Here is a 22,916-nt window from a genome sequence, read left to right on the forward strand (position 1 = left end):
CGGCGGTGTTTGGGGGTCAAGCGTTAGCGTTAGAGCGCAGCTTCAATCTCATCGCGGGTGGTCTCAACAGCGGCCGCAAGTGCGGTGGGATCGGGTCCCGCCCGGAGAATACTGCGACTCGCCGCAGGCAGCACCCACGACAGATCCGAGCCAGCAAAAATCGCGGCCAGATCGGCTGCGGTAGCACCCTGTGCACCCAACCCGGGAGACAGGATTGGTCCCGCTAGCGCGGACAAGTCCAACCCGTGCTCGCGGGTGGCCCCGACCACGACGCCTACCGTTCCGGAGCCGTCAGCATTCACTGCGGCCGCCGCGTCGACGATCGACTGTGCAACGCTACGACCGCCGGCGTCGGCCATCTGCAGGTCGCGTCCCTCCGGATTCGAGGTACGTGCCAGCGCGAACACTCCGCGGCCGGTTTCCCGGGCCTTCGTGACGGCCGGGTCAAGCGCCCCGAACCCCAGGTACGGCGACACCGTTACCGCATCCGAGCACAGCGGCGAGGCATCGTCGAGCCAGGCCGCGGTGTACGCGGCCATCGTCGAACCGATATCGCCGCGTTTGGCGTCAGCAAGGACAATCGCGCCCCCCTCCCGGCAGCGGGCGATGACGTCTTCGAGGACCGCAAAACCAGCGGACCCGAAGACCTCAAAGAACGCGACCTGCGGCTTAATGACCGCAGCCGTTGTCGCTAGCCCTTCCACGCAGGCATCAGCGAAGGCTCGTAGGCCATCGATGCTGACCGGCAGGCCCCACTGTTCAAGGAGAGCCGCGTGCGGGTCAATCCCCGCGCACAGCCGTCCCCGCTCAGCCACCGCGAGACGGTAGGGTGTGCCGAATCCCGGGTCGCTCACTTGCGGCCCGATGCCATATCGGCGTGCCACCGCTGCAGCGACCGCACACTCATCGTCGAACCGATCGCGGCTTCGATGCCCTGAACAGCGGCACCGGCACCCTGCACCGTGGTGATAAACGGCACGGTCGCGGAGATTGCGGCCTCGCGGATCTCATAGCCATCCACGCGCGGACCGGCGGTACCGAACGGGGTATTGATGATGAGGTCTACTTCGCGTGCGGCGATCGCATCGATCACGGTGCGCTCGCCTTCCTTGGCCTCGAAATACTTGCGTACCGTCTGGACCTCAATACCGTTGCGACGCAACACCTCTGCGGTGCCACCGGTTGCCAGGACAGTGAAGCCGAGGTCGGCGAGACGCTTGATCGGGAAGATGATCGACGCCTTATCGCGGTCGGCGACCGACACGAAGATCGTGCCCGAGCGAGGCAACGCTCCCCCGGCACCTTCCTGCGACTTGGAGAAGGCGCGACCGAAGTCGGCGTCGAGACCCATGACTTCGCCCGTCGACTTCATTTCCGGGCTCAGCAGTGAATCCACACCGCCGCCGTCGATGCGACGGAACCGATTGAAAGGCAACACCGCTTCCTTGACCGCAATCGGCGCCTTCTCGTTCACGGTAGAACCGTCGCCCTCGGATGGCAGGATGCCCTGGGTGCGCAGTTCGGCGATAGACATACCGACCATCACGCGGGCACAGGCCTTCGCCAACTGGACGGCGGTCGCCTTGGAGACGAATGGCACGGTGCGACTCGCACGCGGGTTCGCTTCCAGCACATACAGCTCGTCATTGGCCAGGGCATACTGCACGTTCATCAGGCCGCGAACACCGAGCCCCTTTGCCAGGGCAGCCGTGGAGACGCGCACGCGCTCGATAACGTCGGCACCGAGGGTGATCGGCGGCAGCGCACAGGCGGAGTCGCCGGAGTGGATCCCGGCCTCTTCGATGTGCTCCATGACGCCACCGATGTAGATGTCGGTGCCGTCGTACAGGGCGTCAACGTCGATTTCGACAGCACTCTCCAAGAATCGGTCAACCAGCACCGGCCGGTCGTCGGAGATCTCAGTCGAGTTCGCAATGTACGTCTGGAGCGACTCCTCGTCGTACACGATTTGCATACCGCGGCCACCGAGGACATACGACGGTCGAACCAGGACCGGGTAACCAATGCCTGCGGCGATATCGCGCGCACCTTCAAAGGTGGTTGCGGTGCCAAACTTCGGTGCCGGGAGGTTGGCCTCCATGAGCACCTTGCCGAACTCACCACGGTCCTCGGCGAGGTCGATTGCTGCCGGACTGGTACCGACGATCGGGACGCCAGCAGCTTCCAGCCGTGCGGCCAAGCCAAGCGGGGTCTGTCCACCAAGCTGGACGATAACGCCGGCGACGGTGCCCGACTGCGATTCCGCGTGGAAGACTTCGAGAACATCCTCGAAGGTCAACGGCTCAAAGTAGAGACGGTCGGCGGTGTCGTAGTCCGTCGAGACAGTTTCCGGGTTGCAGTTCACCATGACGGTCTCATACCCGGCTTCCGACAGCGTCATGGCCGCATGCACGCACGAGTAGTCGAATTCGATGCCCTGTCCGATGCGGTTCGGTCCCGAACCTAGAATCAGGATCTTCGGGCGCTCGGTCTGCGGGGCCACTTCGCTGGTGGCTGCCGGATCGAGTTCATAGGTGCTGTAGTGGTACGGCGTCTTGGCCTCGAACTCGGCCGCGCAGGTGTCGACGGTCTTGTAGACCGGGCGCACGCCCATACCTGTTCGGAACTCGCGGACCGAGTCCTCGTCAGCGAGCGTTTCGTCGCCGCCCGCCGCACGCAGCGCCGCAATCTGGCGGTCCGACAGTCCGTTGCTCTTCGCCACGCGAAGCAGTTCATCGTCGAGCACCTCGGCATCCCGGACGGCGTGGCCGATGTCGGCGACCGCGGCCATCTCGGCGAGGAACCACGGGTCAATGCCGGTGGCCTCGTAGATCTGTTCAATCGTGGCACCGGCTTCAAGCAGCAGCATGATCTGGTACATCCGACCGTCGCGCGGCACCTTGACCTCAGCGAGGAGTTCATCGATGTTGACGGTGGCCGGGTCGGGGCGATCAGCCTCGGTCCAGAAACCGGCGGCCTTCGTCTCCAACGACCGCATCACCTTGCCGAAGGCTTCGGCGTAACTGCGGCCCAGGCTCATGGCCTCGCCAACCGACTTCATGGTCGTCGTGAGCGTGTCATCGGCACCCGGGAACTTCTCGAACGCGAAACGCGGGGCCTTGACGACGACGTAGTCCAGAGCCGGCTCGAACGCTGCGGGCGTGACCTTGGTGATGTCGTTCATGATCTCGTCGAGCGAGTAGCCGATGGCCAACTTTGCGGCCATCTTGGCGATTGGGTAGCCGGTGGCCTTCGACGCCAGCGCCGACGACCGCGACACACGCGGATTCATCTCGATCACGATCAGACGACCGTCGGTGGGATCCTGGGCGAACTGGATGTTGCAGCCACCGGTATCGACGCCCACTTCGCGAATGATGGCGATCGACAGATCACGCATCACCTGGAACTCGCGGTCGGTCAAGGTCATCGCCGGGGCGACGGTGATCGAGTCACCGGTGTGCACGCCAACTGGATCGACGTTCTCGATGGAGCAGATGACGACAACGTTGTCTTTGTTGTCGCGCATCAGTTCCAGCTCGAACTCCTTCCAACCGAGGATCGATTCCTCGATCAGCACGTTCGCGGTCGGCGAGGCGGCGAGGCCGCCACCGGCAATGCGGTCGAGGTCAGCCTCGTCGTACGCCAGACCGGAGCCGAGGCCACCCATGGTGAACGACGGGCGGACCACCACCGGATAGCCCAGATCGGCAACCGTCGCGTGGACTTCCTCCATGGTGTGGCAGACGGCCGAGCGCGCGCTCTCGCCACCGACCTTCGTCACGATGTCCTTGAACATCTGACGGTCTTCACCGCGCTGGATGGCGTCGAAGTCGGCACCGATGAGTTCAATGTTGTGCCTGGCGAGGATGCCCTGTTCGTGCAGTCCGACCGCCGCGTTGAGGGCGGTCTGGCCGCCGAGGGTGGCGAGGACCGCGTCGATCGGGTGCCCGGCGGCGGCTTCGGTCTCGATGACCTTCTCGATGTACGCCGGAGTAATCGGCTCGACGTAGGTGGCGTCGGCGAATTCCGGGTCGGTCATGATGGTCGCCGGATTGGAGTTGACCAGCGAGACGCGCAAGCCTTCCGAGCGCAGCACGCGGCACGCCTGGGTGCCCGAGTAGTCGAATTCGCAGGCCTGTCCGATGACAATCGGGCCGGACCCGATGACCAGGACATGGGAAATGTCGGTACGACGTGGCATTACGAGCGTGCTCCTTCCGAAGCGGAGGTCTCCATGACGTTGACGAACTTGTCGAAGAGGTTGGCGGCATCGTGCGGCCCCGAGGCGGCTTCGGGGTGGTACTGCACCGAGAAGGCTTTGCCGGACATCAGTTCCACGCCTTCGACGACACCGTCGTTGGCGCACACGTGCGAGACACGAGCGCGACCGAGGTCGGTATCGAACTCTTCGCCCGCTTCACCTTCGAGGGCGAAGCCGTGGTTCTGCGAGGTGATCGCGACGCGACCGGTGGCCGTGTCCATGACCGGGATGTTGATGCCGCGGTGACCAAACTTGAGTTTGTAGGTGCTGCGACCGAAAGCGCGACCCATGATCTGGTTACCGAAGCAGATGCCGAAGGTCGGCAAGCCCGCGTCGATCACTTCGCTGGTCAGCGCGACGGCGGCGTCGGCGGTCGCCGGGTCGCCCGGGCCGTTCGACAGGAAGAAGCCGTCGGCACCGACAGCGCGAACGTCGGCGTAGGTAGCGTTGCTGGGCAGCACGTGCACCTCGACGCCGCGCGCGGCGAGCATTCGCGGAGTGTTGGCCTTGATACCGAGATCGAGGGCGGCGACCTTAAAGCGCGGTGTGCCGCCGGCAGCCTCAACGATGTACGGCTCGGCGGTACTGACCTGTGCGGCCAGATCGGCACCCGCCATGGAAGGCTGCGAGCGAACGGTTTCGACCATCTCGTCAACGCTGCCGAGGGCATCGCCGGAGAAGATGCCTGCACGCATGGCACCGGAGTCGCGGAGAACGCGCACGAGGGCGCGGGTGTCGACCCCGGCGATGCTGACAACGTTCTGGTTGATCAGTTCGTCTTCAAGCGCAGAGCTCGCACGCCAGTTGGAGACTCGTCGGGTTGGGTTGCGGACCACATAGCCGGCAACCCAGATCTTGCCCGGGTCGCGGCGGTCAATGAAGTCGGCGGACCACTTCTTGTAGGTGCCATCACTCGTAGTTCCGGGGACCCAGCGAACTTCCGAACGCTTCCCGAGACGACTCTCGCTGTCTTCCGTGTTCCAGCCGGTGTTACCGATCTGCGGGGCGGTCGACACCACGATCTGCCGGTGGTAACTCGGGTCGGTCAGCGTCTCCTGGTAGCCGGTCATGGCCGTGCAAAAGACTGCCTCGCCCAAGGTCGCGCCGGTGGCACCAAATGCCTGCCCGGTGAACACCTGGCCGTTCTCCAGCACTATCACCGCTTTACTCATTTTTCGTCCTTCTTCTCGGTGCTAGTTTTGTGTTCTTCATCCGCTTCTTCGAGCTCGCGGAAAGCTTTCTCGGTGATCTCGTCGTAGGCGGCCACCCACTCCGGGTACACCGTCTTATCGTCGGCGCGCAGACCCGAATCGACCTGCGTGCCGGACGGAAGGGTCCAACGGATCACGAGGACCCCGTCGCGGCTCATCGCCTTGCCCGCGAGGCCTCGCTCGGTGCGTACCGCGACGATCGACTCCTCGGGAATCCAGATGTCGCTGGCGCCGTTGCGGGCCAAGAGCAACCCTGCCGGGTAGGCCGAAAGCTCAGCGGTTGCGCGGTCGCCGTAGTCACCGACCGCGATCCGGTTCTGCCAACTCGGTGCCAGCGTGCTCCCCACATAGAGGCCGGTGTGCGGGCCGCGGAGGCGTTCGCCCAAATCGTCGGGCACGGTCGGGAAGTGGCCGACTTCGGCTTCCTGGCGACGTCCACGATTGCGCCATCCACGCAACACCAACGCCACCAGGATCAGCCACACGCCTAACGCAATGATCGTGATCATCACGTAGTAGAGGAAGTTGTTGTTCATGCCCAGTCCCCGTTTCCGGCAGCGCGCTGCGCGGTGATGCGCCCACGCAAGACGGTGGCCCGCACGGTTCCCGGCAACACCATTTCCTCGTAGGGAGTGTTATCAGACTTGCTGGCGAGGTCACCGCCGCGGACAACCCACTCGCCGTCGGGGTCGATGATCGTCAGGTTCGCAGGCTCACCGACGGCGATCGGGCGGCCCTGGTCGTCCAGGCCGACGATCTGCGCTGGCCGCTCGCTCATCACTCGCGCCACCCCGCGCCAGTCGAGCAGACCCGGATTCACCATCGTGTCCACAATGATCGAGACGGCGGTCTCCAAGCCGAGCATGCCCGGACGGGCCTTCGAGAATTCGCAGCACTTCTCCTGCGAGGCGTGCGGCGCGTGGTCCGTGGCAACACAATCGATGATGCCTTCGGCGAGCGCCGCACGGAGAGCTACCTTGTCGGTAGCTTCGCGGAGTGGCGGGTTCACCCGGTTGATGCCGTCGTAGGTTTCCAGCCGCGAATCGTCGAGCAAAAGGTGATGCGGGGTCACTTCGGCGGTGATATCGATTCCCTGACCGCGTGCCCAGCGGAGCAGTTCCACGGTGCCAGCAGTCGAAGCGTGCGCGATGTGCACACGTGCGCCTGCATCGCGAGCGAGCAGGGCGTCGCGCGCCACGATGGATTCTTCGGCGGCCCGCGGCCAACCCGCCAGGCCGAGACGCGCGGCGGTCGGACCGTCGTGCGCGACCGCCCCAACAGTCAGGCGAGGATCTTCCGAATGCTGGGAGATCAGGACGCCGAGGCCCTTCGAGTATTCGAGCGCCCGTTTCATGATGACCGGGTCGTGAACGCATTTACCGTCGTCGCTGAAGAGCTTCACCTGGGCGACGCCATCGGCCATCATGCCCATTTCGGCGAGTTGTTCGCCGGCCAATCCGACGGTGACTGCGCCGACCGGATGGACGTCGACCAGGCCGACTTCCTGTCCCAGTCGCCACACGTGATCGGTGATGGTCGCGTTGTCGGCGACGGGCGCGGTGTTGGCCATCGCGAAGACGGCGGTATAGCCGCCGCGCGCTGCTGCGCGGGACCCGGACTCTACGGTTTCGGTATCTTCGCGGCCGGGCTCACGCAGGTGCGTGTGCAGGTCCACGAAGCCGGGCAGCAGCACTCCCCCGCGACCGTCGACCGTCGCCGCGCCTTCGGGGGCGGTCAGGCCTGCGCCGATCTCCGTGATGACGCCGTCAACGACGGCTACATCCACTGGAGAATCATCACCGTAGGGTCGGACATTCGTGATAAAAACCGAACCGGTGACGGACACTAGCTCTCTCCTTGGACTTCGTCAGTTGACGCGTGTGGTGACGTGCTGGTCAATGAATGAGGATCGGGATCGGTCGAGTCGGCACCCGCGATCAGGCGGAAGAGAACCGCCATGCGGACATGGACGCCGTTTCGGACCTGTTCGAGGACCGTCGCTTGGGGGGCGTCGGCAACGCCGAAGCCAATTTCCATGCCGCGCAGCATCGGTCCGGGGTGCAAGACCACCGCGTCGTCGCGCATCAGCGACATCCGCGCGTTCGACAGCCCGTACCGCACGGCGTACTCGCGGGTGCTGGGAAAGAACCCACCGTTCATTCGCTCCGCCTGGACGCGCAGCATCATGACGGCGTCGGCTGCGGGCAGTTCGGCGTCCAAGCTGGTGCCGACCCGAACGGGCCAGGTCTCCACGCCCGTAGGCAGCAACGTCGGCGGCGCCACCAGGACCACTTCGGCCCCGAGCGTCGCGAGAAGATGGGCGTTCGATCGGGCCACGCGCGAGTGCAGGATGTCGCCGACAATCACCACGCGGCGGCCCTGGAGGCTACCGAGCCGCTGACGCATTGTGTACGCGTCGAGCAGTGCCTGCGTCGGATGCTCATGAGTGCCGTCGCCCGCATTGATGACCGACGGCCCGGTGGTTGGCAGCCCCGTCACGTCGCTTCCGTCGTTGGTCCAACGAGCCACCTGAGCGGCCGCGCCGGACTCCGGATGGCGCAGGATCAGGGCGTCGGCGCCGAGGGCGCGCAACGTTTTGGCGGTGTCGCGGAGCGATTCACCTTTGTTGACCGACGAGCTCGATGCACTGACGTTGATTGCGTCGGCGCTCATCCACTTAGCCGCGACCTCAAAAGAGACGCGCGTGCGGGTGGAGTTCTCGTAGAAGACCGTGATGACGGTCCGCCCGCGCAAAGTGGGCAGCTTCCGGACCTCGCGGCCGGCGAGTGCCTGCTCGAAGCGTTGTGCCTCGTCGAGAATGTCGATCGCGTCGTCGTGGCTTAGATCCGCGGCAGAGAGCAGGTGCTTCATCGAAGGACCACCTCGTCGATACCGTCGTGTTCGGCGAGATGGACTTCGACATCTTCTTCACGCGAGGTCGGAATGTTCTTACCGACGTAGTCCGCACGGAGCGGGAGTTCACGGTGGCCACGATCAACCAGGACCGCCAACTGCACCGCAGCCGGCCGACCCAGATCGCGAAGCGCATCGAGCGCCGCCCGAACTGTGCGGCCGGAGAACAGAACGTCGTCGACCAGAATGACGAGCGCACCGTCGACGCCACCTTCGGGGACCAGAGTCCGCTCCAGCGGGCGATGCGGCTTGGCGCGCAAGTCATCGCGGTACAGGGTGATATCGAGGTATCCGGTCGGGACCTGGACGCCGGAAAATTCGGCGATGCGGTCGGCGAGACGGACAGCGAGCGAGGTGCCGCGCGTCGGGATTCCGATGAGCACAACGCGTTTGGCGGCCGTCCCGTCCAGGGCGGTCTTTTCAATAACCTGATGCGCCATCCGGGCCACCGTGCGGCTGACGTCTGAATCGTCAAGCAACACACGCTGCGGGCGCGCACCATCGACCGGCGTAGCCAAGTCGACCTCCTTCTCCGCCTCACAGGACGGATCGTTAAAGGAAAATCTTCTTCTTAAAGCTTACGGTTTGGGAGTTTACTCCGCTGACGCTGCGGCTCTAACCTGAGGTGCCAATTCGGCGACCCGACCCAGCACACCGTTGACGAATGCTGGCGAATCGTCGGTTGAGAGCTCTTTCGCGATCTCCACGGCCTCGTCAATCACGACGTCGATGTCGACATCGTTTGCGTAGAGCAGTTCCCAGACCGCCAACCGCAAAATGGCGCGGTCGACAGCTGGGAGTCGTTGCAGCTTCCAGTTTTCCAAATGCGATTCGATCACCGCATCGACCTGCGCCGAGTCGGCCGTCACCCCGGTGACCACGCGCACGGTGTAGTCGTACATCCGGCCAACGCTGTCGTCGGTCGGATAAATCTCACGCCGCTGCTCGATCAGCTTGGTGGCCTTGCAGTGCTTGGCTTCCGCCTCAAACAGCAGGTCCACCGCGCGTTTGCGCGCCTTGTGGCGAGTACCGGGTTTCTTCACGAGAGTCGAATTGCCTTTGTTGTCTTAAGGAGCTTGCAGAGGCAAGCCCGTCGCGTCAGTCTACCCGCGCGACGGGCCGCTGCTGGCGTGCTAATTCCGGAAAAAACGATCAGTTGTTGACGCGGCCGAGGTAGTTACCGTCACGCGAGTCAATCTTCAGCTTGTCACCGGTGTTGATGAACAGCGGCACCGAGACCTCAGCGCCGGTCTCCAGCGTGGCTGGCTTGCTACCACCGGTGGAGCGGTCGCCCTGCAGGCCCGGATCCGTGTGCTGAACGATCAGTTCGACGGTCACGGGCAGTTCCACCGACAGCGGCACGCCCTCGTGCATCGAAACCTGGACCTTCATGCTCTCCAGGAGGAACTGTGCGCCGCCACCGACGGTCTCCGGTGCGATGTTGATCTGCTCGAAGCTCTCGCTGTCCATGAAAACGAAGTCGGAGCCATCGTTGTAGAGGTAAGTCATGTCGCGGCGGTCAACGGTCGCGGTCTCGACCTTGACGCCCGCGTTGAACGTCTTGTCGACGATCTTGCCCGACAGGACGTTCTTGATCTTGGTACGCACAAAGGCGGGGCCCTTGCCCGGCTTGACGTGCTGGAATTCCAGGATCTGCCAGAGCTGGCCCTCCATCTTGAGGACGAGGCCATTCTTGAAGTCGGCAGTCGACGCCATAAGTATTCTCCTGAGGAAGTCGGGGTCGTATTTATAGGACGCGGAGCGCCCGTGGTGTGGTCGTGAGCAATCGCGGACCGGAGTCGGAGACAACCAGGGTGTCTTCGATCCGCACACCGCCGCGCCCGGGAAGATAAATACCGGGCTCTACGGTGACCGTTGCGCCGTCACGCAGTGTACCGCCCGCAGCGGCCCCGATTCCTGGACCTTCGTGGATCTGCAGGCCAACACCATGTCCGAGACCGTGGACGTAGTACTCGCCGTACCCGGCGTCGGCGATGACACGACGCGCTGCGCCATCGATGTCGGACAGTTTGGCACCCGGCACTAGGGCATCGCGGCCGACCTGTTGCGCGGCTTGCACCACGCGGTAGATTTCCCGCTGCCAGTCGTCGGGTTCGCCGAGGACAAAGGTCCGCGTCATGTCGGAGTGATACCCGTGTCGCACCGCCCCGAAATCCATCTTGACCAGGTCACCAACGGCAAGTACCGCATCGGTGGGCCGGTGATGCGGGATCGCCGAATTGGCCCCCGCTGCGACAATGGTCTCGAAAGCGATGGCGTCAGCGCCGAGGGCGTACATTTCCCACTCCAGGTGGCGGGCCACTTCCCGCTCGGTACGACCGGGCGCGATGATTCCTCGGTCGATGAGCGAAGCCAGTGCCTGGTCCCCGATGGCACATGCCGACGTGATGAATTCCACTTCGTCGGCGTCTTTTACTTCACGCAGTTCTTCGACGGTTCCGCGCCGCAGAACGAGTTGCGCTCCGAGTTCTCGGGCGAGTTCTTCCAGATCAGCGAACTCGGCAATGGTCATCGCATTTCCTTCGACGCCGATCCGGGCGTGAGGTTTCACGCTCACGGCCCATTTGAGTAGCGCCTCGGGGCAATTGCGGGCAATTTCCGCTTCCAAGTCGGGGACCTGCGCGGCAACTTGCGACACGTATCTGCCGTCAGTGCAGATCCGGCCCGCGGGTGCTGGAGCGCTCCCAGACCACACAATGACGGCTGCATTACTTCCGGTAAACCCTGTGAGGTAACGCACGTTGACCAGGTTCGATACCAGAATCGCGTCGACTGAGGAGGGTCCGTCAGCGTCGCTCAGTCGGTCGGCAAGATGGGCTCTTCGTTGGGCATTCATGCTGCTCTCCTGCATGTCTACGTTGTTGAACACGGGTTGTGCCAGTTATGGTTCTCGCATGAGTTCGTGGCTACTGCGTGGCGTCGTAATGTCAATTGTGCATATCGTCGCCCGTATTCTTCTGGGTGTCGTGGTGATTTCCGCACCGTTGTCCTCTCCCCTCGGCCGCTGGTTGGCCATTCTGGCCGTTGTGCTGGTCGCCATTGTTTGGGGCGGTCTCGACGGCATCAAGGATGCCCGCGCCCACGATGACCCCGACGAATACACCGACCTCACGGTCCGCTGGCTCAAGGCGGCAGTCTTCGCCGCTTTCGTCTCCTGCCTGGTGTGCTGGATCCTCGGCACTTTCTGGCTCAACGGGATCGGCCAGGCGTCGTTCTGGATTGAGATGACTGCCGGACTGTCGTTCATCACGTTGCTGATTTACGTGCCCGCCTTCTTCGGTGCGACCCTCGGCCGATTCTTTGTCCGCCGCGACCAGCGCAAGGCTGAACAGAAGCTCGAGGACGCCAAGACCACCGAGCTCGCCACCGCCTAATAGCCACAGAAGACGAGGGCCGCGTAGATCTTCTACGCGGCCCTCGTCTTTCCGCTTTTCTGTCACGATTCGACCAAGCCGTCACCGAATACGCTGATCGGTGTCGGCTGTGTCGGTCCGCGGCCGCGTCTTGCGTCAGAAATGTGCGACGCCCAGAACCTACCGTCTGCGTTTCCGACACCGCATGTCGTCGTGAACCGACAAAACCGTCACCAATCAAGGTGATTGGTGACGGCTTGGTCGAATCGTGACAGAAAAGCGGAAATTGCCGCTTGGCGCGCTGCGGGCTACAGCATGATCGGGGCGGAGCCCTTCTTGCCGCCAGCGGCGACGGCCGAGTAGGCCGCGGCGATCAGGGTCGGGTCCGGGGCTTCAAGGCGACCGGGCTTGCCCAAACCGTCCAGGACGACGAAGCGCAACATGCCCGAGCGGTTCTTCTTATCGCCCGACATCGTCTTCAACAGATCAGCAAGAGCGTCCTCGTCGTAGCTCGTCGGAAGTCCCACCAGTTCCAGGATGGTGCGATGACGGTCGGCAGTTGCATCGTCAAGACGACCGGCCAAACGGCCCAACTCCGCAGCGAACACCATGCCGACCGAGATCGCTGCACCGTGACGCCACTTGTACTGCTCACGACGCTCGATCGCGTGGCCGAGCGTGTGCCCGTAGTTGAGGATCTCCCGGAGCGACGACTCCAGCAGGTCCGCCGAAACCACGTCGGCCTTCACCTGCACGGCGCGGCGGATGAGCTCGGGCAGGACAGTCCCCTTCGGGTCCATCGCGGCGGCCGGATCGGCCTCAATGATGTCCAGAATCTCCGGGTCGGCAATGAATCCACACTTGATGACCTCGGCCAGACCGGCGACGATCTCGTTGTGCGGCACAGTCTCAAGCGTCGCCAGGTCGACGAGGACGGCGTCCGGTTCATGGAACGAGCCCACCAGGTTCTTGCCCGCGTCGGTGTTAATGCCCGTCTTGCCGCCAACTGCGGCATCAACCATCGCCAGCAGCGTCGTCGGGACGTGGATGATGCCAATGCCGCGCATCCACGTGGCTGCTGCGAAGCCGGCGAGGTCGGTGGCCGCACCGCCACCCAGGCTGATCACCTTGTCGTTACGCATCATGCCGATTCGGCCGAAAACCTCCCAGCAAAAGGCGGCCACCTCAAGATCCTTGCCAGCCTCAGCATCGGGGATCTCCACGCGGTGCGAATCAAAGCCGCGGTCGGCGAGGAACTGACGGATCTGCTCGGCTGTCTCTTTGAGCGTTGGCTGGTAGATGATCGTGACACGATCGGCACCCTTGGCGGCCTCGGCGACATCGCCGAGGAGGCCGCGGCCAATCGTTACCTCGTACGGGTGGGCCGCGCGAACAGCCACTTTCACCGGTTCGGCTTCGGTCATATCTACTTCACTCCTCAACTCGGTGCGACCCACGGCGGTTTTCTAGTTCCAGTTGGGCGCGGATGTCGTCGATGACGACGTGCGGTTCTCGATCGGCAGCCACCTCGAAGGCAGCGACCGAGCGATAGGTTGGTTCGCGCTGCTGCAGCAACGCGGCGTAGCGACCCGCGGGATCCGGATCAGCCAGTAACGGACGATCCGACGACGCGACCCGCGCGAATCCGGCTTCCGCGCTGAGCTTCAGGTAAATCACGCGGTGTCCGGCCAGCGCGGTGCGAATGGCTTCGGTCATGACGGCCCCGCCGCCCAGAGAAACCACGCCGTCATAGCTGGCGAGAACGTCGGTCACGACGCGGGCCTCAAGCGCCCGGAAACCGGCTTCGCCATCCTCGGCGAAGATTGTGGAAATCCTTCTGCCGGAACGGCGTTCAATCTCGTCGTCGGTGTCGACGAACGTCACTCCGAGCTTGCGGGACAGGAGCCGACCGATCGTCGACTTTCCCGACCCCATCGGTCCAACCAACACGGCGGCCGGATGTCTCGAAGGGGCTGGACGGGCACCGCCCGGAGTGGTCACGGCTGAGGGTGCGGCGGACGTGCCTCGATGGCGTCGAGGTACCCCCGAAGGTTCGTTGCCGTCTCGGCCGCCGAGTCGCCACCAAACTTCTCGAGCGCAGCCTGCGCGACCACCAGCGCCACCATGGCTTCCGCAACGACGCCGGCCGCAGGGACCGCACACACGTCGGAACGCTGATGGATGGCCGTGGCAGGCTCACCGGTACTCATGTCGATGGTCGCCAGAGCACGCGGAACTGTCGAGATCGGCTTCATGGCGGCACGGACGCGGATACTTTCACCGTTTGTCATGCCGCCTTCCAAACCGCCTGCGCGATTAGTCGAACGCAGCACACCGTCAGGACCCGGCACCATCTCGTCGTGGGCTTGACTACCCCGACGGCGGGCCGTTTCGAAGCCGTCGCCAACTTCCACACCCTTGATGGCTTGAATACCCATGAGTGCACCCGCCAGTCGCGAATCGAGACGAGCCTCGCCGCTGACGTGAGAGCCAAGTCCGATGGGAACCCCGGTGACAATGACCTCGACGACGCCGCCGAGCGTGTCTCCGTCGCGCTTCGCGTCGTCGATCTGGGTGATCATTTCCGCTTCGGCGTCCTTACCGAACGCACGCACGGGGCTGGCGTCAATCGCTTCGAGGTCAGCGTAACTGGGCGACGGGCCGTCGTACGGCGTGCTGGCACCAATGGAGATGACGTGCGAGATCACCTCGATCCCGAAGACCTGACGCAGAAAGTTCCGGGCGACGGTGCCTGCGGTCACGCGGGCAGCGGTCTCCCGTGCGCTTGCGCGCTCCAGAACCGGGCGTGCGTCGTCGAAGCCGTACTTGAGCATGCCCGAGTAGTCGGCGTGGCCCGGCCGAGGACGAGTCAGCGCGGCATTGCGTGCGCTGCCTTCCAGTTCTTCGGCGTCGACGGGGTCGGCCGACATGACCTGCTCCCACTTGGGCCATTCGGTGTTGCCGATTTCCACAGCAACCGGTCCGCCCATGGTCAGCCCATGACGAACACCACCGATCACGGTGACTTTATCGGCCTCAAACTTCATGCGGGCACCGCGACCGTAGCCGAGGCGCCGACGTGCCAGTTGTTCGGAGATGTCGGACGAGGTGACTTCCACACCGGCGACCATCCCCTCAACGAGGGCCACCAGGGCCGGTCCATGGGATTCTCCGGCAGTTATCCATCGCAACACAATGGTCAATTGTTCCAGACGCCGCGCATAAAGACACAGTCAGGCGGACGGTGCCGGACTGCGGCTGCCCAAATGCGACTTTTCGTCGGTTACTCAAGCACCTGAAGCAGCACCAAGAACGCCACCGTTGAGCCAGCCAGGGCCGGGCCGTGCGGCAGCCGTGATCGCTTCCTCACCGCGCACAGCACCAACGAAACGGCGGCCGCAACCACCACGAGCAACGCCGCTAATGTCGGGTCGGAAACTAGTGCCCCGCAACCTATCGCCAGCTTGACATCTCCCCCGCCACAGGTGCGCATCGCGAATGCCGCGGCATACGGGGTTGCGGCGACCATCGCGGCCAACCCGACGGTGGGATGCCACACCGAAACTAGCGCGGTGAGCACCATGGCAGGGAGCACCAGCGCGTTGGGGATCTGCCCTGTCCGTCGGTCGATGTCCGCAATCGCGACAAGCCATGGAACTACCACCAACCACGTGAACGACATCGGTAATGCCAGCATGGGCCCGATTGTCCGGCGATCGGGCTCTCGTCGGCGAACCCGCCATCCACAGGTTCCGGCACGACCTCCAGGGCGCAGCGGCTAAAACTCGCCGGGCCCCAATCCGACGGCCGCTGCCATCGCGGCCTTGGGAGCGGGGCGGCCGGTGAACTGCTCGACCTGACTAAAGGCCTGGTTGAGGAGCATCACAATGCCACCGACGACCGTTCCGCCCGCTTGTTCGACCGCCGATGCAAGCGGTGTGGGCCAGGGATCGTAAATGACGTCGACAAGCCGTGACGTCCGGACAACGGCGGGAATGAGCGATTCGGCAGCGGCCGCCGGGACGGTCGACACGGTCACCTCGGCGTCGCCGCAGGCATTGCGCAGACTGGCGTCAGCGTCGAATCCGACCACCGCCGCACGTAGCCCGAGTTGTTCGGCCAGCTCGATGACACCGCGCGCTCGCTCGGCACTGCGCGCCACGACGGTGACCTCGTTGATGCCCACTTCGGCGAGGGCCGCCACGGTCGGCAGGGCCGTGCCGCCAGCACCGATGACGACAGCCCGGGTGGCGTCAGTTGGCAAGCCCACGCGGGCCAGTGCTCCGGTCATTCCGTCGACGTCCGTGCAATCTGCCCGCCACCCATCGGCCATGCGCACCAGGGTGTTCGCCGAGCCGATGAGCTCGGCGCGCCGCGTACGCACATCCGCGAAAGCCAGCGCCGCGAGCTTGCCCGGCATTGTCACCGAGAAACCCACCCATTCCGGCCCGGCAGTATCGACGCGTTCGGGAAGCTGCTCGGCGGTCGTGTCGATCGCGTCGTATGTCCAACCAGCCAATCCCAAGGCGGCATACGCTGCCCGATGCAGGACGGGCGACTTCGAATGCGCCACCGGCGACCCCAGTACCGCAGCCTTGCGGGCCCCAACTGCGCCCATCGACGGCTCTGGCACTAGCAGCCGGTCGTCAGGAACTTGTTGCGGCACGCTTCCTCACGGTTGCGCTTCTGCTGCTCGTAGGTTTTCGAGAACTTGGTTGTGCCCTCTTTGTCGACCGTCACGAAATACAGCCAATCACCGGAAGCCGGGTTCAGCGTCGCGTGAAGCGCCCGCTCGCCGACTGCACCAATCGGAGTGATCGGCAATCCCTTGTGCTGGTATGTGTTCCACGCGTTCTCGTCCTCGTAGACCTCGCCGAAGACGTCGATGTTGGTAATTTGCGCCGTGTAGTTGGCAGTCGAATCCATCTCCAGTCGTTGATCGACCTTCAACCGGTTCAGGATTACGCGAGACACCTTCGCAAAGTCCTGCTCTTGGCGGGCTTCACGTTCGACGATCGATGCCGTGATGAGGGTCTGGTATGGGTTGAGACCGGTACTGTTACCCGACTCCAGGCCCCACGCGGCAAACCGCTGCGCCGACGCGGTGATCAGTTTGTTCAGCAAACCGACGGCGTCGAGACTTGGGTCCAGATCCTCCCACGTCCCGGCAGCAATGAGCCCTTCGATTCGCCGATGATCACTTTTCATACGGTTGAAAGCGTCCATCGCCCACGACGGAATGCCCAGTTGCGCGGCCGTGGCCGTCGATGCGGCTTCCGCCAGTTGCTGGACGCTGACACCGTACTGGCGATCATCGGTCTTGACCGTCGTGGCCTTCGAAATCAATTCGAAGATGCCCGGCGTAACAACGCCGTCGATGCCCTTCTTGGAATCGAGTTGCAGTCCGTCTGGCACCACCATGCGGCCGACACGGTTGGCATTGTCTTGCATCTTGGCGACCGCGGCCTGCCCGGAAATCCCCTTCGGAAGCTTGTAGAAACCCGCGGCGACGGTGTCATTACCCACCGAGTTCACGAAGGCATTCCGACTGCCGACAACGCCAGCGTCGCTCAACTCGTCACCAATTTCTCGGAGCGAAGCGTCCGCGGGGATCTCAACGAGCACCGAGCCGCTGCCGGTGGCGCTGTCATAGTCGGTATTTGAATCAAAAAGACCGAGCGCCTTCAGGGCGAAGCCGCCGAGAACCAACACGACCACAAGCAGCAGCGCCAAGATTGAGAAGACCACCTTGCGGTTGCGCTTACGAGCGGGCATCGCCCGACCGATGTCGCCACCGTCGCCGTCGTCTCCCCCAACAGATCCGACATGGTTGTCGACATCATCAATCGGGAACGATGCGGCAAATGCCGGCGCGAGACTTTCCGACGGCGGCGCATCCGCCTCGAGCGGTATCACCGTCTCCGGGTTGTAGTCGTACGCGTGCGACTCGTACTGTTCCGGTTCGATTGGGGCCGGTTCAAACGCCGCCGGTTCATACTCGGCAGGTTCATACGCGGCAGGTTCATACTCGGGGCGCACCTCAGCGGTTTCCCCGTACGCCGACTCGGGTGCCGGTGCAGCAGAACGCGTTTGCGGCGCGGCGGCCTCATCGCTCGTCGCATCAAGAATGTCGAAAAGTCCCGTCGGCTCCGGCGCCACCTGTGGGACCACCGGACTGGCCGGTGCCGGACGGGGCGCTGGCGGCATCGGCGGCGGTACTGCTGCGCGACGACGCGATACCGGAGGCACCGGCGGGATCTGCGTCGGCGGCACCGCTGCCGGAGGCTTGGAGTAGCTCACACCCTCCACATCGCTGGACCGGTATCGAACCTGGAAATACGGCGACGCCTCACCGGTCGGCGGCTCGGGCGTGCGGTATTCGATCGTCGGATCGGGAAGCGAATCCCCAACGCGGACAATCGGAATGCTGCCGGTCGTGGTCGGATCACCGGGTGCCCGACGACGGCGATGACGATGTCCCGGCTGCCCGGCACCCATCGAATCGGCGAAATACTGGCGACGACCGTCCCCTTCGGGTGGCCTATTCTCCCGGTGTCCACCGGTCACGTCGTTCGAGTCATCGTGATCAGACACTCGGAAAACTCCTCATTGTTGCCCCGTAGCTCATCGCCGTGAGTCCAGCCATCCTTGAAGGATAGCGACCGCAGCCGCCTGATCCACGACGGCACGCGCGTCCCTTGCTTTCACTCCTGACGCACGCAACGCAGTAGTTGCCGTCACCGTGGTCAGTCGTTCGTCATAAAACTCGATCGCGACGTCGTCGAGTTCGGCCGTCAACTGCCGCCCGAAGTAGCGCGCCGCACGGACGGCGGGCCCTTCTTCGTCCCGCAGTGTCTTCGGCAGCCCGATGATCACGCCGATCGCCTCGTACTCGGTGATGATCTCCACCAGGCGAGCAACATCCGAACCATCTTTGGCACGACGAATCGTTTCCACCGGGGTCGCCAGGATCCCGTCGGGGTCACATACGGCAACCCCCACACGGACGCTTCCGACGTCAACGGCCACGCGCCGCCCGCGAGGTGAGATCACCGGTCGCCGACAACCTCGCGGAGGCGGACCAAGGCCGCGTCGATACCTGCGGCATCGGTGCCCGAACCCTGTGCGAGGTCGGGCTTGCCGCCACCGCGTCCGGCGACCAGCGGTGCGACTTCGCGAACCAAGTCGCCCGCTTTGATACCCGCATTGCGGGCCGCATCGGTGGTGCCGATGGCGAATGGAACCTTGTCACCGGCAGCCGAGAACAACGCGACGACAGCGTTGCGGTCAGCGATGCGGCCCCGCAGGTCGGTCACCAAGGTCCGGAGCCCGTTGGCGTCGATGCCGTCGGCAACACGTGCCGCGACCACCAAGGTTTCGCCGACCGTGACACCCTGATCGACCAGGTTGGCAACCGCGGCGCGAGCCTGTTCGGCGCGGAGCGAGTCGAGGGTCTTCTCTGCTTCCTTCAGCTTGAGGACCAGTTGCTCGACGCGGTCCGGCACCTCTTCCGACGGCACCTTCAGCGATGAAGCCAGGCCAGCCATGAGGGCCCGCTCGCGCGATAGGTAGCGGAACGAGTCCATGCCGACGTAGGCCTCGACGCGACGCGTTCCCGATCCGACAGACGACTCGCCGATCACTGTGATGGGGCCGATCTGCGCCGAACTCGAGACGTGCGTACCGCCGCAGAGTTCCATCGAGAACGGTCCACCGATTTCGACGACGCGAACCTCGTCACCGTAGTTTTCGCCGAAGAGCGCCATCGCGCCCATCGCCTTGGCCTTGGCAAGGTCAGTTTCGAACGTATTGACCGCGTAGTTCGCTTCCACTGCCTGATTGGCGATCTGCTCGATCGCTTCGCGCTGGGCGTCGGTAAGTCCCGAGGCAGCATGGAAGTCGAAACGCAGGTAGCCGGGTCGGTTGAGCGAACCGGCCTGCGTGGCCGTGGGTCCGAGAACCTGACGCAGGGCTGCGTGCACCATGTGGGTACCCGAGTGCCCCTGAGTGGCACCGTGACGCCACGCCGCATCGACCGATGCGAGGACCTCGTCGCCTTCGACGATCTCACCTTCGTCGACTACCACCTTGTGCAGCCAGACCTTCTTACCGACCTTCTGCACATCCTTGACCGACAGTCGGACGCCGTCGCCGGTGGTGATCGTGCCCTGGTCGGCCATCTGGCCGCCGGACTCGGCGTACAGCGGACTGCGATCGAGCACCAATTCCAGTTCGGTGCCGGGAGCAGCCGAACGGACACGCTGACCGTCGGCCACCAGGCCCAAGACGCGGGCCTCGGAAACCAATTCGGTGAAACCGGTGAACTCGGTGGGTCCGCGGTCCAGGAAGTCGCGGTACACCGAGTGGTCGGCGTGCGCCGACTTGCGGGCGCTGGCGTCGGCCTTGGCGCGACGACGCTGCTCGCCCATCAACTCGGTGAAGCCCTCGCGATCCACTTCGAGGCCAGCCTCGGCGGCCATCTCGAGGGTCAGATCGATCGGGAAGCCATAGGTGTCGTGCAGCGTGAAAGCATCGTTGCCGCTGATCGAGGAACTACCGGCTTTACGAGTGGCGTCGGCGGCTTCCGAGAACAGTTTGGAACCGGCCGCGAGGGTGCGGGCGAACGCCGTCTCTTCGGCGACCGAGACTGCCAGGATGTGCTCGCGTTGCTGCTCCAACTCCGGGTACGACGGGCTCATCGTGTCGATGACCAGCGAAATAATGTCGTTCATCACCGCTTGGACGTCACCGAGCAGACGCATCGAGCGCACCACGCGCCGCAGCAGACGGCGCAGCACGTAGCCGCGGCCGTCATTGCCGGGCACCACGCCGTCGGCGATCAACATGGCCGCGGTCCGTGCATGGTCGGCGACCACGCGGAACCGGACGTCGTCCTCGTGATTACCCGAGCCGTAGGCGCGCCCGGTCAGGCGAGCGGCAAGGTCGATGATCGGTTTCATCAGGTCGGTCTCGTACACGTTGTCGACGCCCTGAAGCAGGCATGCGACGCGCTCGATTCCCATACCGGTATCGATGTTCTTTCGGGGCAGGTCACCAAGGATCTCGTAGTTGTCCTTGCCGGTGCCCTCACCGCGGATCTTCTCCATGAACACGAGATTCCAGATCTCGATGTAGCGATCCTCATCGGCTTCCGGGCCGCCTTCGACGCCGTACTCGGGGCCGCGGTCGTAGAAGATTTCCGAACATGGACCGCACGGTCCGGGGACGCCCATCGACCAGAAGTTATCGGCCAGGCCACGACGCTGGATGCGCTCGGCGGGGACACCGATTTCATCGCGCCAAATGGCTTCGGCCTCATCATCGTCGAGGTACACCGTCGGCCACAGCTTGGTCGGATCCATCCCAAAGCCGCCTTCGTCGACGGGATTGGTCAACAACTGCCAAGCGAAATGAATGGCTTCACGTTTGAAGTAGTCACCGAATGCGAAGTTGCCCGCCATCTGGAAGAAGGTGTTGTGGCGAGTGGTAATGCCGACTTCTTCAATGTCGAGGGTGCGGACACACTTCTGCACGCTTGTGGCGCGGTTGTATGGCGCCGTCTGATCACCCAAAAAGTACGGCTTAAAGGGCACCATGCCGGCATTGACGAACAGCAGGTTTGGATCGTCGAGAATCAGCGAGGCACTGGGTACCTCGGTGTGTCCTGCCCTGATGAAGTGATCCAGGAAACGCTTCCGGATTTCATGCGTCTGCACTGCAGCGGTGTCCTTTAGTAAGTCGGGCGATAATCAACAGTCGAGTTTACGCTGCGCGGCAAGGTTATTTGCGCGAGCGCCCTCGGGATGTGAGTCCGCGCACGATGGAACGCAATCGTCCCACCCGCGGACCAAGTTCACGTTCAAAACCGTGGTCGGTCGGCTCGTAGTAGTCGACACCCACCAGCGGGTCGGGCGGATACTGCTGGGCGAGGACACCGTCGGGGTCGTCGTGCGGGAACTGATAACCGACAGCATTACCCATCTTCTTGGCCCCCGCGTAATGCCCATCGCGCAGCGACGGCGGCACCGCACCGGCTTTACCTGCGGAAATGTCGCTCATCGCCTTGCCAAGCGCCGACGTCACGGCACCCGACTTTGGTGCCGTCGCCAAGTGGATGGTGGCTTGCGCCAGGGCCAACTGCGCCTCCGGCATGCCGACCAGCGCCACCACTTGTCCCGCAGCAACAGCGGTTTGCAACGCCATCGGATCGGCCATACCGACGTCTTCACTCGCGTGAATCATCAGTCGGCGCGCGATGAATCGTGGATCCTCCCCCGCCGCAATCATGCGTGCGAGGTAGTGCAGGGCGGCATCGACATCCGAGCCGCGGATCGATTTGATGAACGCACTGGTGACGTCGTAGTGCTGATCGCCGTCGCGATCATATCGGACGGCCGCCTTGTCTATTGCCGCTTCCACATCGGCGATGTCGATTACTCCGCCATCGTCGGCGGCGTCGGCGCTCGCCTCCAACGCGGTCAGCGCGCGGCGGGCATCACCACCGGCAACGGCGACGAGATGATCCACGGCCTCGTCGGTTAGCGAGACGGCACCGTTAAGGCCACGCGGATCGTCCACCGCCCTCGCAAGCACGGTCTTGATGTCGTTGTCGTCGAGCGACCGCAACTGCAGCACCAGCGATCGTGACAGCAGCGGCGCAACCACCGAAAAGGACGGATTCTCGGTGGTTGCCGCGACCAGCAGCACGATGCGGTTTTCGACCGCATCGAGAAGGGCATCCTGCTGTGTCTTGGAGAAGCGGTGAACCTCGTCGATAAACAGCACCGTCTGCTGCCCCTGAGCCAGTCGGCGGCGTGCCAACTCGATCACCGCCCGGACTTCCTTGACGCCCGACGACAGCGCCGACAGCGCCTCGAAACGTCCGCCGGTCGCCTGACTGATGAGCGACGCCATCGTCGTCTTACCGGTGCCCGGAGGGCCGTAGAGCAGTACCGATGCCGCACCCGATCCGGCGATCAGCCTGCGTAGCGGCGCACGCTCGCCCAGCAGGTGCGACTGTCCGACGATCTCGTCCAGGGACGACGGCCGCATCCGAACAGCAAGCGGCGGTCGCGTCGCGGACTCGGCCGAGCCCGCAGTGGCGGTGCCATCGGTGCCCTCGTCGTCGAACAGTCCGTCAGTCACGGGCGTCCA

Annotated in this window: 20 protein-coding genes; 1 reads left to right on the forward strand and 19 read right to left on the reverse strand. The window is 64.0% G+C overall.

What is annotated here, in order from left to right; translation table 11 throughout:
- Window positions 1-29: 29 nt before the first annotated feature.
- The 10 genes from pyrF to WBA38_RS08040 all read right to left on the reverse strand — a co-directional run bounded on the left by pyrF (window position 30) and on the right by WBA38_RS08040 (window position 11,245).
- On the reverse strand, window positions 30-854 hold the full coding sequence (gene pyrF, locus WBA38_RS07995; protein ID WP_424322446.1) for an orotidine-5'-phosphate decarboxylase: 825 nt from the start codon (window positions 852-854) through the stop codon (window positions 30-32).
- Window positions 851-4,204 carry a carbamoyl-phosphate synthase large subunit gene (carB, locus tag WBA38_RS08000; RefSeq protein ID WP_424322447.1) on the reverse strand — a complete coding sequence of 1,118 codons (3,354 nt, stop codon included), beginning with the start codon at window positions 4,202-4,204 and terminating at the stop codon, window positions 851-853. The genes pyrF and carB overlap by 4 nt, the downstream gene beginning before the upstream one ends.
- Complete coding sequence (gene carA, locus WBA38_RS08005) at window positions 4,204-5,436, reverse strand: glutamine-hydrolyzing carbamoyl-phosphate synthase small subunit (protein WP_424295459.1); 1,233 nt, start codon at window positions 5,434-5,436, stop codon at window positions 4,204-4,206. Before carA ends, carB begins: the two co-directional genes overlap by 1 nt.
- A complete protein-coding gene (locus WBA38_RS08010) occupies window positions 5,433-6,011 on the reverse strand; it encodes a transporter (protein ID WP_424295458.1) in 579 nt (192 codons plus the stop codon). Before WBA38_RS08010 ends, carA begins: the two co-directional genes overlap by 4 nt.
- Complete coding sequence (locus WBA38_RS08015) at window positions 6,008-7,321, reverse strand: dihydroorotase (RefSeq protein WP_424295456.1); 1,314 nt, start codon at window positions 7,319-7,321, stop codon at window positions 6,008-6,010. Before WBA38_RS08015 ends, WBA38_RS08010 begins: the two co-directional genes overlap by 4 nt.
- Window positions 7,321-8,346 (reverse strand): aspartate carbamoyltransferase catalytic subunit, encoded by a 1,026-nt coding sequence (locus WBA38_RS08020; protein ID WP_424295455.1) that lies wholly within the window; start codon window positions 8,344-8,346, stop codon window positions 7,321-7,323. Before WBA38_RS08020 ends, WBA38_RS08015 begins: the two co-directional genes overlap by 1 nt.
- A complete protein-coding gene (pyrR, locus tag WBA38_RS08025) occupies window positions 8,343-8,906 on the reverse strand; it encodes a bifunctional pyr operon transcriptional regulator/uracil phosphoribosyltransferase PyrR (protein WP_424295454.1) in 564 nt (187 codons plus the stop codon). Before pyrR ends, WBA38_RS08020 begins: the two co-directional genes overlap by 4 nt.
- Window positions 8,907-8,981: 75 nt before the next feature.
- The gene (nusB, locus tag WBA38_RS08030) at window positions 8,982-9,431 is read right to left on the reverse strand and encodes a transcription antitermination factor NusB (RefSeq protein ID WP_424295453.1); all 450 of its coding nucleotides are present in this window, start codon (window positions 9,429-9,431) and stop codon (window positions 8,982-8,984) included.
- A gap of 109 nt (window positions 9,432-9,540) precedes the next feature.
- Window positions 9,541-10,104, reverse strand: a complete 564-nt coding sequence (gene efp / locus WBA38_RS08035; RefSeq protein ID WP_424295451.1) for an elongation factor P — start codon at window positions 10,102-10,104, stop codon at window positions 9,541-9,543.
- Window positions 10,105-10,135: 31 nt separating this feature from the next.
- A complete protein-coding gene (locus tag WBA38_RS08040) occupies window positions 10,136-11,245 on the reverse strand; it encodes a M24 family metallopeptidase (RefSeq protein ID WP_424322448.1) in 1,110 nt (369 codons plus the stop codon).
- Window positions 11,246-11,303: 58 nt separating this feature from the next.
- Here WBA38_RS08040 and WBA38_RS08045 point away from each other — a divergent pair, with 58 nt between their 5' ends.
- Window positions 11,304-11,783, forward strand: a complete 480-nt coding sequence (locus tag WBA38_RS08045) for a B-4DMT family transporter (RefSeq protein ID WP_424322449.1) — start codon at window positions 11,304-11,306, stop codon at window positions 11,781-11,783.
- Window positions 11,784-12,070: 287 nt separating this feature from the next.
- Here the strand turns inward: WBA38_RS08045 and aroB are convergent, their stop codons facing one another.
- From aroB to WBA38_RS08090, 9 genes are all read right to left on the reverse strand, one after another.
- Window positions 12,071-13,186 carry a 3-dehydroquinate synthase gene (gene aroB / locus WBA38_RS08050; RefSeq protein ID WP_424296576.1) on the reverse strand — a complete coding sequence of 372 codons (1,116 nt, stop codon included), beginning with the start codon at window positions 13,184-13,186 and terminating at the stop codon, window positions 12,071-12,073.
- A 7-nt stretch (window positions 13,187-13,193) separates the two neighbouring features.
- A complete protein-coding gene (locus WBA38_RS08055) occupies window positions 13,194-13,697 on the reverse strand; it encodes a shikimate kinase (protein ID WP_424296574.1) in 504 nt (167 codons plus the stop codon).
- Window positions 13,698-13,759: 62 nt separating this feature from the next.
- Entirely contained in the window at window positions 13,760-14,974 is a 1,215-nt protein-coding gene (gene aroC / locus WBA38_RS08060) for a chorismate synthase (protein ID WP_424296582.1), read from the reverse strand.
- Window positions 14,975-15,045: 71 nt separating this feature from the next.
- Window positions 15,046-15,459 (reverse strand): prepilin peptidase, encoded by a 414-nt coding sequence (locus WBA38_RS08065; protein ID WP_424296573.1) that lies wholly within the window; start codon window positions 15,457-15,459, stop codon window positions 15,046-15,048.
- Window positions 15,460-15,540: 81 nt separating this feature from the next.
- Window positions 15,541-16,380 (reverse strand): shikimate dehydrogenase, encoded by an 840-nt coding sequence (locus WBA38_RS08070; protein WP_424296580.1) that lies wholly within the window; start codon window positions 16,378-16,380, stop codon window positions 15,541-15,543.
- A gap of 14 nt (window positions 16,381-16,394) precedes the next feature.
- The gene (gene mltG, locus WBA38_RS08075; RefSeq protein ID WP_424322450.1) at window positions 16,395-18,356 is read right to left on the reverse strand and encodes an endolytic transglycosylase MltG; all 1,962 of its coding nucleotides are present in this window, start codon (window positions 18,354-18,356) and stop codon (window positions 16,395-16,397) included.
- A 30-nt stretch (window positions 18,357-18,386) separates the two neighbouring features.
- Window positions 18,387-18,815 carry a Holliday junction resolvase RuvX gene (gene ruvX, locus WBA38_RS08080; RefSeq protein WP_424296570.1) on the reverse strand — a complete coding sequence of 143 codons (429 nt, stop codon included), beginning with the start codon at window positions 18,813-18,815 and terminating at the stop codon, window positions 18,387-18,389.
- Complete coding sequence (gene alaS / locus WBA38_RS08085; RefSeq protein WP_424296569.1) at window positions 18,812-21,478, reverse strand: alanine--tRNA ligase; 2,667 nt, start codon at window positions 21,476-21,478, stop codon at window positions 18,812-18,814. The genes ruvX and alaS overlap by 4 nt, the downstream gene beginning before the upstream one ends.
- A 64-nt stretch (window positions 21,479-21,542) precedes the next feature.
- Entirely contained in the window at window positions 21,543-22,907 is a 1,365-nt protein-coding gene (locus tag WBA38_RS08090) for a replication-associated recombination protein A (protein WP_424296567.1), read from the reverse strand.
- Window positions 22,908-22,916 lie beyond the last annotated feature (9 nt).

Origin of the sequence: Gordonia sp. (in: high G+C Gram-positive bacteria), assembly GCF_049647785.1 — a bacterium.
In the GTDB taxonomy this organism is placed as follows: domain Bacteria; phylum Actinomycetota; class Actinomycetes; order Mycobacteriales; family Mycobacteriaceae; genus Gordonia.

Excerpts from the sequence above, each read along its gene's own strand:
- carA (WP_424295459.1), bottom strand. The coding sequence starts at position 5,436 with ATGAGTAAAGCGGTGATAGTGCTGGAGAACGGCCAGGTGTTCACCGGG.
- WBA38_RS08020 (WP_424295455.1), bottom strand. The coding sequence starts at position 8,346 with ATGAAGCACCTGCTCTCTGCCGCGGATCTAAGCCACGACGACGCGATC.
- carB (WP_424322447.1), bottom strand. The coding sequence starts at position 4,204 with ATGCCACGTCGTACCGACATTTCCCATGTCCTGGTCATCGGGTCCGGC.
- WBA38_RS08065 (WP_424296573.1), bottom strand. The coding sequence starts at position 15,459 with ATGCTGGCATTACCGATGTCGTTCACGTGGTTGGTGGTAGTTCCATGG.
- WBA38_RS08070 (WP_424296580.1), bottom strand. The coding sequence starts at position 16,380 with ATGGGCGCAGTTGGGGCCCGCAAGGCTGCGGTACTGGGGTCGCCGGTG.
- WBA38_RS08055 (WP_424296574.1), bottom strand. The coding sequence starts at position 13,697 with ATGGGGTCGGGAAAGTCGACGATCGGTCGGCTCCTGTCCCGCAAGCTC.
- efp (WP_424295451.1), bottom strand. The coding sequence starts at position 10,104 with ATGGCGTCGACTGCCGACTTCAAGAATGGCCTCGTCCTCAAGATGGAG.
- aroB (WP_424296576.1), bottom strand. The coding sequence starts at position 13,186 with ATGACCGAAGCCGAACCGGTGAAAGTGGCTGTTCGCGCGGCCCACCCG.
- WBA38_RS08045 (WP_424322449.1), top strand. The coding sequence starts at position 11,304 with ATGAGTTCGTGGCTACTGCGTGGCGTCGTAATGTCAATTGTGCATATC.
- WBA38_RS08040 (WP_424322448.1), bottom strand. The coding sequence starts at position 11,245 with ATGAATGCCCAACGAAGAGCCCATCTTGCCGACCGACTGAGCGACGCT.
- WBA38_RS08010 (WP_424295458.1), bottom strand. The coding sequence starts at position 6,011 with ATGAACAACAACTTCCTCTACTACGTGATGATCACGATCATTGCGTTA.